This window comes from Rhodococcus sp. KBS0724, assembly GCF_005938745.2.
Lineage (GTDB): Bacteria > Actinomycetota > Actinomycetes > Mycobacteriales > Mycobacteriaceae > Rhodococcus_F.
The window spans coordinates 5,556,902-5,569,752 of record NZ_VCBX02000001.1; the positions used below are offsets into that span (position 1 = coordinate 5,556,902).

16 protein-coding genes are annotated in these 12,851 nt (G+C 62.3%); 9 read left to right on the forward strand and 7 right to left on the reverse strand.

The features are described 5' to 3' along the window. Nucleotides 1-47 precede the first annotated feature (47 nt). Nucleotides 48-1,046 carry an NADP-dependent oxidoreductase gene (locus FFI94_RS25375; RefSeq protein WP_138870246.1) on the forward strand — a complete coding sequence of 333 codons (999 nt, stop codon included), beginning with the start codon at nucleotides 48-50 and terminating at the stop codon, nucleotides 1,044-1,046. Here the strand turns inward: FFI94_RS25375 and FFI94_RS25380 are convergent. Both FFI94_RS25380 and FFI94_RS25385 read right to left on the reverse strand, forming a co-directional pair. After that, complete coding sequence (locus FFI94_RS25380) at nucleotides 1,015-2,178, reverse strand: CaiB/BaiF CoA-transferase family protein (protein ID WP_138870247.1); 1,164 nt, start codon at nucleotides 2,176-2,178, stop codon at nucleotides 1,015-1,017. The two genes, FFI94_RS25375 and FFI94_RS25380, sit on opposite strands and share 32 nt — an antisense overlap. Next, a complete protein-coding gene (locus FFI94_RS25385; RefSeq protein WP_138870248.1) occupies nucleotides 2,175-3,347 on the reverse strand; it encodes an acyl-CoA dehydrogenase family protein in 1,173 nt (390 codons plus the stop codon). The genes FFI94_RS25380 and FFI94_RS25385 overlap by 4 nt, the downstream gene beginning before the upstream one ends. Nucleotides 3,348-3,482: 135 nt before the next feature. On the opposite strand from FFI94_RS25385, the gene FFI94_RS25390 reads away from it, so the two are divergent. After that, complete coding sequence (locus tag FFI94_RS25390; RefSeq protein WP_138870249.1) at nucleotides 3,483-4,550, forward strand: LacI family DNA-binding transcriptional regulator; 1,068 nt, start codon at nucleotides 3,483-3,485, stop codon at nucleotides 4,548-4,550. On the opposite strand, the gene FFI94_RS25395 is transcribed toward FFI94_RS25390, so the two are convergent. Genes FFI94_RS25395 through FFI94_RS25405 form a run of 3 tightly spaced genes read right to left on the reverse strand, consistent with a single transcriptional unit; the run spans nucleotide 4,508 to nucleotide 6,518 of the window. Next, nucleotides 4,508-5,059: an SRPBCC family protein gene (locus FFI94_RS25395; protein ID WP_138870250.1), complete on the reverse strand. Its 552-nt coding sequence runs from the start codon at nucleotides 5,057-5,059 to the stop codon at nucleotides 4,508-4,510. The two genes, FFI94_RS25390 and FFI94_RS25395, sit on opposite strands and share 43 nt — an antisense overlap. A gap of 41 nt (nucleotides 5,060-5,100) precedes the next feature. Beyond that, the gene (locus tag FFI94_RS25400; protein WP_138870251.1) at nucleotides 5,101-5,757 is read right to left on the reverse strand and encodes an alpha/beta fold hydrolase; all 657 of its coding nucleotides are present in this window, start codon (nucleotides 5,755-5,757) and stop codon (nucleotides 5,101-5,103) included. Further along, complete coding sequence (locus tag FFI94_RS25405; protein ID WP_138870252.1) at nucleotides 5,754-6,518, reverse strand: MBL fold metallo-hydrolase; 765 nt, start codon at nucleotides 6,516-6,518, stop codon at nucleotides 5,754-5,756. Before FFI94_RS25405 ends, FFI94_RS25400 begins: the two co-directional genes overlap by 4 nt. A 19-nt stretch (nucleotides 6,519-6,537) precedes the next feature. Between FFI94_RS25405 and FFI94_RS25410 the strand changes: the two genes are divergently transcribed. Continuing rightward, complete coding sequence (locus FFI94_RS25410; protein ID WP_260684320.1) at nucleotides 6,538-7,605, forward strand: alpha/beta hydrolase; 1,068 nt, start codon at nucleotides 6,538-6,540, stop codon at nucleotides 7,603-7,605. A 5-nt stretch (nucleotides 7,606-7,610) separates the two neighbouring features. Here the strand turns inward: FFI94_RS25410 and FFI94_RS25415 are convergent, their stop codons facing one another. Continuing rightward, on the reverse strand, nucleotides 7,611-7,991 hold the full coding sequence (locus FFI94_RS25415) for a DUF1801 domain-containing protein (protein WP_138870254.1): 381 nt from the start codon (nucleotides 7,989-7,991) through the stop codon (nucleotides 7,611-7,613). 126 nt (nucleotides 7,992-8,117) lie between these two features. On the opposite strand from FFI94_RS25415, the gene FFI94_RS25420 reads away from it, so the two are divergent. From FFI94_RS25420 to FFI94_RS25430, 3 genes are all read left to right on the forward strand, one after another. Beyond that, nucleotides 8,118-8,711, forward strand: coding sequence for a hypothetical protein (locus FFI94_RS25420; RefSeq protein WP_138870255.1), 594 nt, complete (start codon nucleotides 8,118-8,120; stop codon nucleotides 8,709-8,711). Between the two features lie 2 nt (nucleotides 8,712-8,713). After that, entirely contained in the window at nucleotides 8,714-9,691 is a 978-nt protein-coding gene (locus FFI94_RS25425; protein WP_138870256.1) for a hypothetical protein, read from the forward strand. Between the two features lie 115 nt (nucleotides 9,692-9,806). Further along, nucleotides 9,807-10,325 (forward strand): GNAT family N-acetyltransferase, encoded by a 519-nt coding sequence (locus FFI94_RS25430; RefSeq protein ID WP_138870257.1) that lies wholly within the window; start codon nucleotides 9,807-9,809, stop codon nucleotides 10,323-10,325. A gap of 2 nt (nucleotides 10,326-10,327) precedes the next feature. Here the strand turns inward: FFI94_RS25430 and FFI94_RS25435 are convergent, their stop codons facing one another. Continuing rightward, nucleotides 10,328-10,555 (reverse strand): hypothetical protein, encoded by a 228-nt coding sequence (locus FFI94_RS25435; protein ID WP_185993319.1) that lies wholly within the window; start codon nucleotides 10,553-10,555, stop codon nucleotides 10,328-10,330. 160 nt (nucleotides 10,556-10,715) lie between these two features. Between FFI94_RS25435 and FFI94_RS25440 the strand changes: the two genes are divergently transcribed. The 3 genes from FFI94_RS25440 (at nucleotide 10,716) to FFI94_RS25450 (ending at nucleotide 12,846) form a co-directional block, all read left to right on the forward strand. Then, complete coding sequence (locus tag FFI94_RS25440) at nucleotides 10,716-11,561, forward strand: LLM class F420-dependent oxidoreductase (protein WP_138870259.1); 846 nt, start codon at nucleotides 10,716-10,718, stop codon at nucleotides 11,559-11,561. Nucleotides 11,562-11,659: 98 nt separating this feature from the next. Next, nucleotides 11,660-12,229, forward strand: a complete 570-nt coding sequence (locus FFI94_RS25445) for a flavin reductase family protein (protein WP_260684321.1) — start codon at nucleotides 11,660-11,662, stop codon at nucleotides 12,227-12,229. Continuing rightward, complete coding sequence (locus FFI94_RS25450; protein ID WP_138870260.1) at nucleotides 12,226-12,846, forward strand: superoxide dismutase; 621 nt, start codon at nucleotides 12,226-12,228, stop codon at nucleotides 12,844-12,846. Before FFI94_RS25445 ends, FFI94_RS25450 begins: the two co-directional genes overlap by 4 nt. Nucleotides 12,847-12,851: the final 5 nt, after the last annotated feature.

The window sequence follows — 12,851 nt, forward strand, 5'->3', positions numbered from 1 at the left end:
TATATTGAATCCGGCCTCAAGTTCAATTGTCACACCGAGAGGGACACATGCCGAACCGCCAAGTACGCCTCGCCACTCGCCCGACGGGCCTTCCCGACGCCTCCACCTGGGAATATGTCGACGCCGATATTCCCGTCGCCGGACCGGGCGAGTTTGTCGTCAAGGTCGAATACCTCTCACTCGACCCCGCTATGCGCGGTTGGCTCAACGACGTGAAGTCGTACGTTCCGCCGGTAAAACTCGGTTCCGTCATGCGCGCTCACGGCGTCGGTCACATCACGGAGTCGCAGCATCCCGAGTTCAAAGTCGGTGAGGTTGTCGCGGGAGCGTTCGGCGCAGCGGAGTTCGGACTGTCAGACGGTACCGACGTTACACGGGTCGACGAATCGATCGCCCCCATGCCTACCTGGCTCGGAGCACTCGGATTCCCGGGCGTCACAGCCTATTTCGGCCTTCTCGAGGTCGGAAAACTGAAAGACGGCGACACCGTTGTCGTCTCCGGCGCCGCCGGCGCGGTGGGAAGCTTGGTCGGCCAGATCGCAAAGATCCACGGCTGCACGGTAATCGGCATTGCCGGTGGCCCCGAGAAGTGTGCATGGCTCACCGACGAACTCGGATTCGACGCCGCGATCGACTACAAGAACGAATCCGTCTACAAAGCCCTACGCGCTGCGGCGCCCGACGGAATCGACGTGTACTTCGACAATGTCGGCGGCGAAATTCTCGACGCCGCACTCTCCCGCCTGCGCCTGGGCGCTCGCGTTGTCATCTGCGGCGCTATTGCCGGCTACAACGCCACCGAGCCGCAGCCCGGCCCGTCGCACTATCTGTCACTTCTCGTGAACCGGGCAACCATGGCCGGCTTTGTGGTCTTCGATTATCTCGATCGGTACTCCGAGGCACAGGAACAGATCGGGAAATGGATCAAGAGCGGTCAGTTGACGGCTCGCGAGCACATCGTCGACGGCGGCATCGACGCGTTCGGCGACAGCCTCAATCTCCTGTTCGCGGGGGCTAACACGGGAAAGCTGGTACTACGCGTGTAGCCGAATCGGGTACAGCCGAATCCTCCCCCAGCCGCGGCGGCGCGGTGCGGTAGGTGGCCGGAGTGGCGCTGAGCCGAATCGGGTTGGCCACCTGCCGGATCGGTGCCGGGCGGCGCGGATCATCGATAGTGGCAACAGGATCGAGGTTCAACCGGTCGGCAAGCTCCATCGCGTCGGCGATGTTGTTGAGCGGGCCGCACGGAACACCACCTGCCGTCAACCTCTCGAACCAGTAGTCGGCAGTGTGAGACGCCAAGGCACGTGTCAACGCGTCGAAGAGTTCCTCGCGATGCGCAACCCGATCACGGTTTGTCGTAAAACGCGCGTCGGCCGCCAGTAGAGGAATTCCCAGAACGTCCGTCAGAGAAGCGAATTGCCGATCATTTCCCACTGCCAAGACGAGTTGCCGATCAGCCGTGTCGAACAGTTCGTACGGCGCGATGCTGGGGTGACGGTTCCCCATCGCCTGTGGAACCACCCCTGCGGCGACATAGCCGGACGACTGATTGGCAAGTGCCGACAGCAACGAGGACAACAGATTGACTTCGACATGCTGGCCCTCGCCGGTCCGGTCCCGGTGACGTAGCGCAGCAAGGATTCCGACGCTTGCATGCAGGCCGGTGATGACGTCCACCACCGCTACACCGACCTTGGTGGGCGAATGCGGGTCCGGCCCGGTGATGCTCATCAAACCGCCGACGGCCTGGATCAACAGGTCGTATCCCGGAAGCGAGTTGTTCCCGCCGAACCCGCTGATCGAGCAGTACACGATCGACGGATTCATCTCCCGCGCAGCGTCGTAACCCAATCCGAGCCGGTCCATGGTTCCTGGCAGAAAGTTCTGCACCACAACATCGGCGGTGCGAACCAAGTCCTGCGCGGTCGCCAGGTCGTGGGCGTCACGCAAGTCCAACGTGACCGATTTCTTGTTGCGGTTCACGGAGAGAAAGTAACTGGACTCTGCGCCGACCCACGGCGGCCCCCAACTGCGGGTGTCGTCGCCGACGCCGGGACGCTCGATCTTGATCACCTCGGCGCCGAGGTCCGCCAGGATCATCGTGGCATACGGTCCGGCGAGCACCCGGCCGAAGTCGGCGATCACCAGCCCGTCCAGCGCGCCAGGCGTTGTCACCGGAAAGCTTCCTCACCCGTCAGTGCCCGGCCGATCACCAACTGGTGAACCTCGGAGGTGCCTTCGTACGTGAGCACCGATTCGAGATTGTTGGCATGACGGATGATCGGGTATTCCAAGGTGATGCCGTTGGCACCCAGGATCGTTCGGCACTGCCGGGCGATCTTGATGGCTTCGCGCACGTTGTTCAGCTTGCCGGTGCTGACCTGCTCGGGGCGAACGGTGCCGGCGTCCTTGAGTCGTCCGAGGTGGATCGCGAGCAACTGCCCCTTACCCAATTCGACTGCCATGTCGGCGATCTTGGCCTGCGTCAGCTGGTAGGCGGCCAGCGATTTGTCGAAAACCTGCCGATCACGGGCGTAGGCGATTGCAGTCTCCAGGCAGTCGCGGGCAGCACCCATCGAGCCGAAGATGATGCCGAACCTGGCCTCGTTGAGGCAACCGAGCGGACCGGACAGGCCGCGGGCGTTGGGCAGCATCGCCGACGCGGGTAGTCGCACGTCCTCGAGAACGAGCTCGGACGTAACGGACGCGCGCAGCGACATCTTGTTCTTGATTTCCGGCGCCGAGAACCCGGGAGTGTTTGTCGGAACGACAAATCCGCGCACACCGTCCTCGGTTCGCGCCCAGACCACAGCGACGTCTGCAACGGATCCGTTGGTGATCCACATCTTGGTGCCGTTGAGAATCCAGTCGTCACCGTCGCGCTTGGCATTGGTGCGCATACCGCCTGGGTTTGACCCGAAGTCGGGTTCCGTGAGACCGAAACAGCCGAGGGCCGTACCCGCCGCCATGCGCGGAAGCCACTCTTCCTTCTGCTCTTCACTGCCGTTGTGATGGATCGCGAACATCGCGAGCGATCCCTGTACGGAAACGAGGCTACGAATACCGGAGTCGACGGCTTCGAGTTCCTGGCACGCCAGGCCGTACGCGGTAGCGCTCATACCGGCGCACCCGTACCCCTCGAGGTGCATGCCCAGCACGCCCAACGATCCGAGTTCCTGCGCCAACTCTCGCACCGGCAGTGCCGCATCCTCGAACCACTGACCGATGTGTGGGCGGATGCGAGTTTCGACCATCGTGCGCACAGTGTCGCGGATCGCGATTTCCTCGGCGTCGAGCAGCGTGTCGATGGAAAACAGTTCGGACAGGGACTGCGGCGTGCTCACGTTGCCTCCAAGGATGTACGTACGGGTTCGACTAGATTGGCGAGAACGATTGTGCAATCGTTTGCATCACCTAGAGTAGAGACCGAATTGGCATCACGTCAATCCCCGAAATGAGTCTCAGGAGCCCCCGAGTTGATGTCGCCGGACCCGTCGACCCGCAGCAGCCGACGCCCACCCACCCTGCGAGAAATCGCGGACAAGGCCGGAGTTCACATCTCGACAGCATCGCGGGTACTGCGCCAGCCCGAACCCGTTGACGGCTGGTCCGACTCGGCGCAGCGCGTTCGCCAGGTCGCCGAGGAACTCGGCTACCAGCCAAATCTCTGGGCCGCGAGCCTGCGAACACGCAAGACCACAACCATCGGTGTGGTCATGCCGAGACTCACCGACGGCGTCGTCGCCACCATGTTCGGCGGCATCGAAGAAGCCGCGACGGCAGCCGGCTACTCGGTTCTGCTGTCCAGCCCGCCCGACGATCTTGATGCCCAGCGCAAAGCCGTCGAGTTCCTGATCAGTCGTCAGGTTGACGGCCTCATGCTCAGCAGCATCCACCTGCCCGGCACCGATTTTGTCGAGTCGCTCCCCACCCACTCACTCCCGGTCCTGCTCCTCAATCGCCACATCGACGTCGGACTCCCCTACGTCAGCGGCGACGACCACCGCGGCGGATACCTGGCCGGCAGGCACCTGATGGACTGCGGCTACCGCGACCTCGGGGCGATTGCCGGGCCGGATCACGCCAGTACCTCACGCGAACGCGTCGCCGGATTCCGTGATGCACTCGCCGAAGCAGGCTTGGAACTGCCGCCCCACCGGATCGTTGCCTCCGATTTCGAGGTGGAAGGCGGCGTTCGAGCAGCAACCCAACTGCTCAGTGGCCCGACGCGTCCCGACGCTATCTTCACGGTCAGCGACACCATTGCCATCGGTGTTCTCGGCGTCGCCCGGGATCTGGGTCTGAGCATTCCGGACGACCTTGCGCTGGTGGGCTACAACGACATTCCGGTGGTCTCGCAACTGCCCGTCCCACTGACAACAGTTCGCTCACCTGCCCGCAAAATCGGTGCAACCGGGGTCCAGAATCTGCTCTCCCTCATGGCGGGAAAGAGCGTCGAATCGGTGAAACTGCCGGTGGAACTGATCGTGCGGGCCTCGACGCGCTACCAGACTTCGGATTCCTCGATCCCCAACCGACTGGCGTAGCGCGAGTTGAGATCGTCCCAGCCGTACTCGCGTGCCTTCTCGCCCACGATCGGACCGAACGGCGAACCCGCAAGCAGCGCATCAAGGACGTCGAAGCACAGATGCCACCCCGCAGCCAACGCGGACGCCATTCCCTCGGCACGGGAACGCTGAGTCAGAACCACCTCGGTTCCACCGTCGACCGGAGTGAGCTCCCAGATCAATTCGTCCGGGCCCCATTCATGTTCGAGTCGACGAGCTTGTTCGACCACTCGGACGGACGCCGGAAACGACATCTCCGGATCGCCTTCTTCCGACAGCATGGCGATGACGACTTCGCCGACGCTGCCCAGGTTGCGATCAGCCGTGTACGGAGTCCACTTGGCCAACATTTCCGGATCGGTCACCGCCGCCCAGACCTGGTCCACGGGGTACGGCAGCGTTCTCGGGAAGGTAACTACCGTGTCGTCTCCGTCGATGGTTACCGTCACGTCGGACAGGGAACTGGGCTGATATTGCTGGGCACTCATAGTTCGATCTCACCAGGTGCCGCCGACAGGGGCAACCGGCGTCAGTGTGGACTGATTCCGAACAGTTCGAATGCCGCCGCGACGGTGTGTTCGACCACGGGATATTTGGTCACCCCCAGGTCGTGTTTGGCGCCGTCGAACTCCACCAACCTCGTTGCCGCGGGGATCAACTCGAGCGCCGATCGCATCTCGTCCGTCGTCGCGAATTCGTCCTTCGATCCGTGCACCACCACTGTGGGAGTTGCCAGTGCCGGAAGATGCTCGGTGCGCAATTTCTCCGGCTTCTTCGGCGGATGCAGAGGGTAGGACAGCAAAATCAGCCCGTTCACCAATTGCGGGTCCTCGGCCGCCAGCATCGAGGCCTGGCGACCACCGTACGAGTGACCACCGAGAAGTACAGGCCCGTCGTTCGGGTAATCCTTGCGCAGTGTCGCAACAACATCCGCGATTCCCAACCGGTCTTCGGCGGCGCGCGACGGGTGCGGTGGTCCCTTCGGCCGGCGCACGCGATAGGCGAGATCGAATCGCAATACTTGCACTCCCGCCTCGGCAAAGCCCTCGGCAACAGCGCGAAGTAGCACAGTGTCGCAGTTGCTTCCGGCGCCGTGGGTGAGCGCCAACGTCGCGATCGGCGCGGCATCGGGGCGATGCAGGAATCCGTGCAGCTCGCCGCGGTCGACGGTTTCCAGAGTGGTCATGGTCGCATCCTCGTCCGGCCCTCGCGGGCCTGCTCGACTGCTGCCGTCATCGTGCCCTCGTATGCCGGTCCGTGTCCTGGGAAGATGACGCCGGCGGGGGTTGCCGCAATGGCGTCCAGCGCCTCGTCCGTCTCAGCTCGGTGATGATTGAACGGACACACCAGGAACTGCGGACCGGTCTGCCGTGACGTGGCATGGCCCGTCACCAGGGCGTCACCCGAAGCAATGACGCCGGCGCCGGGAATCAGATACGCACTGTGGCCGTCGGTATGACCGTGCGTGGGAATCGGCACGATGGCGCCGGGAACATCCAGGGCGACACCTTCCGCAAAAGCCTGTGCCTGAGGCAGTTCCGCGCCCTTCAGCGCGCCGGCGCCGATCACGTCGAACAGCCATTTCGGCGCACCCCGACGCCACAGGAGCAACGGAACCTTGACCGGCCCCACTTGTTGCAGGTATTCGCGTCGCGCATGAGGGACTTCCAACGGGTCCATCAGCACCGGAATGTCGTGACGGGTCAGGATGTCCGCGATCCCGCCGATGTGATCGATGTGAGCGTGAGTGACAAGCACAGCGCGCACGTCGCCGATGCTGTGACCGATCTGCTCGATGGACCATTCCACGTCACCGCCGTTAGCCGGGTACCCACCGTCGATCAGAGTGAGATCGGAGCCCTCCTCGACAAGAACCCAGTTTGCGTGCCCACATCGAACCAGGTGCGTGTTGTCGATCCGCGTGATCGACAGTTCCTTAGTACTCATGCTTGGTAGTGTGCGCCACGTGTCGGAATCCCGGAACAGCGCCAGTGATCGCACCGTGCGGGGCCTCGCCGAAGCAGGCCTGGTCGCAGCAGCATTCGCGCTGCCTGCAGCAGTGAAACGTCGCATTACCGGCCCGCCGGTGATCAGGGACGGACACACTCTCGACGCCGACGCCCACATGCTGTTGACTCTTGCCAAGGCCCGGCCGCGGCCCGCACTGTCGTCGGAACCGCAGGTACTGGCCGCTGCCCGCGCCGAATTGACGCGGACCGCGATGATGATGGCCGGTCGACCGGCGGCTGCGCGTACGGAAGCCATCTCCGTGCAGGGTGCCGACGGCCGTCTTCGCGCTCGCCTCTATGTGCCCGTCCACGAATCCGGTGCGCTGCTGGTGTTCTTCCATGGCGGCGGTTGGGTCCAGGGTGACCTCGAGTCACATGACGCTCCCTGCCGGTTGTTGGCAGAAACGTCGGGAGCCCGAGTCATCTCCGTCGAGTATCGTCTTGCTCCCGAATTCCCTTTCCCCACACCAGTACACGATGCCTATGCGTCGTATCTCGACATTGTTTCCCGGGCAGCCGAGTTCGCCGTCGATCCCACCCGCATCGCTGTGGGCGGCGACAGTGCGGGTGGGCACCTGTCGGCAGTTGTTGCACTCCGCGCCCGCGATGACGGGTATCTGTCACCGGCAGCGCAGTTGTTGATCTATCCGGCCACCGATTTTCACGAGAGAAGGCCGTCCCGAACGACATTCGGCGATGGGTTTTTCCTTACCGAAGCAAATATGAACTTCTACGAGCACAGCTTCCTAGGGGAGAACTCGGATCGTCTGGACCCGTGGGTATCTCCGCTACGTGCACAAAGCCTCAACGATCTGCCACCGGCGATTGTGGTGACAGCCGGATTCGATCCCCTCCGCGACGAAGGCGAGGCATACGCGCAGCTGCTGCGCGACAACGGAGTTCGCGTTGTCGCGCGGCGCTATCCCGGATTCATCCACGGCTTCGTGAACGTTCTCGGCCCCAGCGCACGATCACGTGCGGCGGTTGTCGAAATAGGTGGAATGCTCCGAGCGCTGTTGAGCTAGAGCGCCTACGCCGTATTGAGGGCGATTGCGGCGTGAATGAGGCCCGTGAATGCTTTCTCGTCAATGGTGTCGCCCTCGTTGAAGTCGATGGCGCGCCTGGTGTTGCCTTCGAGGCTGGAGTTGAACATTCCCGTCGGATCATCCAACGCGGCGCCCTTGAAGAACGTCACCTTCACAGCCTTCTTGTATGTCTCACCGGTGCAGAGAATGCCGTCGTGCTCCCACACCGGAACCCCTCGCCACTTCCATTCCTCGACAACATCGGGGTCGGCTGCCTTGACCAGGGCCCGGATCCGAGCGAGCATCTCTCCTCGCCAGTCACCGAGTTCCTCGATCCTCGCGTCGATCAATTCCGAGGGAGAACCCCCTGCTGCGTCCTTCTTCATGGCCGGTCACCCTCTCCATGGTCGACTCGCTCCCGGTCACCTCGAGTATGCCCGTTTGTCTTCACGCCGGGCGGCAAACACGGCGCATGTTCCTTCGCCCCGATCTTTGTGATGAATAATGCAGCGATGCCATCACTCGGAGCGCGAGTAGCAACCTCCCTCTCATCGAAGACGCGAAGCGGGTTGTTGGTCCGGTCCGCACTCGCGGCGGTCGTCACCGTTGGCGTAGTCATCTCTGCGGTCCTCTCGCTTGGTGGTAACAACCATGTAGGCGACACCGCATCGGAATCACCGACCACTACGAAAGGTGGAACCCACAACAGCGCCAAAGCAATCATCGGGACGTTCCCACCGGCGCTGGCCGAGAGCATCTGCTCGCCGGGCTCGCTCAACTCGACTGGCGACTTGTACCTACTCTGCACGGTCAACTCCGAATCAACTCTCGCCCAGAGTGTCTCAACCGACTACAGCATCAGCTTCGTCGCCTGGGTAAACCAGGCCGAGGCTCGTAAAACACTCCTCGACTGGCGTGAGAACGAGCGGCCAGAGCTCATCACCGAGAACGCCTCGCATACCGCAGCTGCCCGCATCGAGTACCGCGACGCCGTGAGCACCACGGACTACGCCAACTCCGACAGCGGGCTCCACTTCGCCTCGCGCGCCATTTTTCCGGATGCCGTAGCCGCCAAGGCATTCCTCGAAAGCGCCGGGCTGGTCTGACGATGCGCAAATTCCTGGCTGTCACCTTTGTCGGCGCGGTAAGTATCTTCGCAGTCGCATCGATATATTCTTCCGTCCGCAGCGACAGCGTCTCATTCACCCCTCCGGTCGCGGAGATTGTCGAGCAGGCGGATTGCACTACGCCCGATATCTCCGCGCCACTCAGCGGGCTCGCTCAGATGGATTCACAGACGATCCCCATGACCGAACCCGGCTATCCGCCATCCGGTTTCGCGCCCGTCGCGGTTATCCGGTGCGAACGAGGAGAAAACGCCGCCGGTGGATTGACTATCGATGCAGTTCGCCTCGAAGGCGATGTATCCGCGGCAGTCGAAGCATTCCGAACCGAATCGCACCGGTTCCGCGACAACATCTCGGCGTCGTGCGCGATACGGGAACTCGAGCCCATCGGCCTGTGGTTCGTCGACGCGTCGGACGATGCATTTCGTCCCGCCTGGCCGTCGGCGCCGTGCGGATTCCAGGACGCACCTCTCGTATCGCTGAATGCCTTGCACGAGGTCAGTCGTCAGCAGCACCCTATCGACGCGGTATCCGCGGACGATCCGGGAATCTGCCCGGGCTCGATCGGATCTCTGTTCGAACTCACTACCCACGACGACGTCGACAAATCTGTGCGTGCAGATTCTGAGAACACCGGATACTCACCTCTCGACAGCCCGTTGGCCACACCCGTCGACGACGTCGGGCGACTGCAGGTGTGCCGGTACAACCTGGGCCAGGAATCCTTGCATATCCGCCTACCACTGACAGACAGTGTCGAGCTGATGCACGCAGTGTCCGCGGCACCCATCGCCCCACCGTGCGATCAGATCGCACAGCAGGTGGCGTCGATCGACCTCCGTCGAGCAGACGGCTCAGGGGGAACCCAAGTTTTTGCCGAACGGGGCGGCTGCCAACGCATCGAATTCGGCGGGTACCGTCAGATACCCGCCTTGATCACCGAACTACTGACGCGTTGACGAACTCGCGAAAACCATTACCTAACAGCAATTGTCGAAGCATTCATTGAGATGATCCGAAGAATTCCGAAATCGAGGCGCGCGAGAGCAACCAGCTCGGGTAGTTTCGTACCCCATGTACATCCGCCGCGAAAGCCCGTCCGACCGCGATGCCGTCTACTCACTTCTCGGTGCCGCATTCGCGGATCAGGCACCGCCTGGCGAGCTGCCGTTCGAGATCGAACTGACGCGCCAACTCTTTGCGTCGGACGAGTACCTTCCGAAGTTGTCCCTGGTCGCCGAGATCGACGGCGAGGTGGCCGGCTTCGTGATCGGAACCCGAGGTTGGGTCGGCAAGGTGGAGGCGGTGGGGCTGGGTCCGCTGGCGGTGACACCGGAGAACCAGAGGTCCGGCGTTGGCTCCGCATTGATGCACGCGGTTATCGGCGCTGCGGACGCTCTGGACGTGCCTCTGCTCGCACTGCTGGGCAGCACCGAGTACTACCCGCGGTTCGGGTTTGTGACCAGTACGAAGGTGGGAATCGAATCTCCGGAAGCCGAGTGGGGTGCGCATTTCCAGATCCGCACCCTCGCAGCACACACAACGGATCAGGTCGGCACCTTCAAGTACGCGGCACCGTTCGACGCAGCGTGATGTCAGTCGAACAGAGTCGGCGACACGCCCTCGTCTGAAGCATCTTCCGTTGGGACGATTTTCTTACCGCCACCCTTGCGTACGACGGTCAGGCTCGTCGTTCGGAGTGACAGTCTGTGCCCGTCACCGTGTTCGAGCAACGCCATACCCTGACGAACGTCGACTACCGTCCACGGACCCGCATGGTCGGCTGCCTGTACGAGGTCACCGGACTCCACCTCAGTTGCCATGACCACTCCTTAGTTCCTGGTGTCCTGCACGTTCTCCTTCACATTATCGACGCGACCACGTAGCGACCGACGAGCAGGGTATGGCCGAACCCCAAAAACCACCCCGAACAGACCTGCAACAAGTTACAGTTTTTCCGACGGACCATCGAAGGAGAAGCCTGTGCGCTACGGAGTCAGCTTGTTCACCAGCGACCGAGGCATTCGCCCTGCCGATGCGGCCGTTGCCGCGGAAGCCGCCGGGTTCGACGCCTTCTACGTTCCCGAGCACACGCACATCCCGGCATCACGGGCGTCGGATCATCCCGGGACCAAATCCGCGGAGCTACCGGACGACCGCTACATGCGCACCCTCGATCCCTGGGTCGCTCTCGGCACCGCGGCTTCGGTCACCAGCACCATTCGCCTGGGAACGTCGGTGGCGCTCCCCCTCGAGCATGATCCGATCACTCTGGCAAAAACCATCGCGTCACTCGATCATCTGTCAGACGGACGTGTCGTCTTCGGTGTCGGATTCGGCTGGAATGCCGAGGAACTCGCAGACCACGGAGTGCCGCCGAACAAGCGTCGTACTGCCCTGCGCGAATACCTCGAAGCGATGGGCGAACTCTGGTCGAAGGACGAGGCGTCGTACGAGGGTCAGTTCGTGAAGTACGGAGCCAGTTGGGCATGGCCGAAGCCCGTGCAGAAACCGCGTCCACCCATCCTTCTCGGCGCCGGCGCGAGCGAAAAAACCTTCAAGTGGATCGCACAGTCCGCCGACGGCTGGATCACGACTCCGATCCAGCAGGAGATCGAGGACAACGTAGAACTGTTTCGAAAGATCTGGTCCGAAGCCGGAAGAGTCGGCGAGCCCGAAATAACCGTCCTCGCCGGAAAACCCGAGACGGACAAGCTCGCCCACTGGGAGAGCATCGGAGTTACCGAGGCGATGTTCGGCACGCCGGACGCCGCTCCCGCCGACGTTGTGGAATACATCAAGAGGTTGGCCACCAAGTTAGGGCGGTGAACCCCGTCACATCACCTTGATCTCAAGCGCACTCGAGGTTTTACCGTCAATTCAGCACAGGGAAACGTGCATCGACGGAATTATCCGAGTAGCGAAAGGTGAGCACGCACGTGACGACGGAACTGGTTGGACCACACACCGATTCGATACCAGAACCGTCTATCCGTGAATCTTTTGTCGATGCGTTCCGTCGACACCCGGCGGGCGTCGCGATCATCACCGCCGCCGGCAACGACGGTCCGGTGGGGATCACCTCGTCGTCGGTGATGTCGATCAGCGCAGATCCGGCTGTGCTCGCGTTCTCCCTGCAATCCCTGCGCGGATCGGCTGCCGCGATCGCAGATGCTTCCAGTTTCCTTGTCCATCTTGCCCATTCCGAGAATGTGGGGCTGGCGCAGATATTCGCGACGCGTGGCACCGTCCGATTCGGCGAGGACATGGACTGGTCTTTCCTGTCCACCGGTGAACCGTTCCTCCATGGAACGGCGCATGTTCTCCGCGCAGTTCCACTCGGTGTCACTGCGTGTGGATCCGCACTCATCGTCACAGCCGAAGTTGTCGAGGTCATAGCGCCAATGCGCCTTCTCACCCCACTCGTCTACCACGACCGGGCGTATCACCATCTCACCCCAGCGACTCGTCACCAATCGAAAGGCACACAACAATGACCGAATACGTCCTGCCCCAGCTCGATTACGACTATGCAGCTCTCGAACCCCACATCTCGGGCGAAATCATGGAACTGCACCACAGCAAGCATCACGCAACCTACGTTGCGGGCGCAAACAATGCAATCGAGCAGTTGGCTGCCGCCCGTGAGGACGGCACCATCGCAGCCAAGGCTCCGCAGCTCAGCAAGAACCTCGCCTTCCACCTCGGTGGCCACACCAATCACTCGATCTTCTGGAAGAACCTCTCCCCCAACGGTGGTGAGCGGCCGGAAGGTGAACTGGCCGCTGCCATCGACGAACACTTCGGCTCGTTCGATGCGTTTGTCACTCACTTCTCCGCAGTCGCAACCACCTTGCAGGGTTCCGGCTGGGCCGTGCTGGCCTACGACACGATCGGTCAGCGCCTGATCATCGAACAGCTCACCGATCAGCAAGGAAATATCAGCATCGGCATTGTTCCGCTCCTGATGCTCGACATGTGGGAGCACGCTTTCTACCTGCAGTACAAGAACGTCAAGGCTGATTACGTCAAGGCGTACTGGAACGTCATCAACTGGGAAGACGTGGCGCAGCGCTACGCCGACGCCACGTCGGTCCTAGGTTCCGGGAAGTAGTTGCG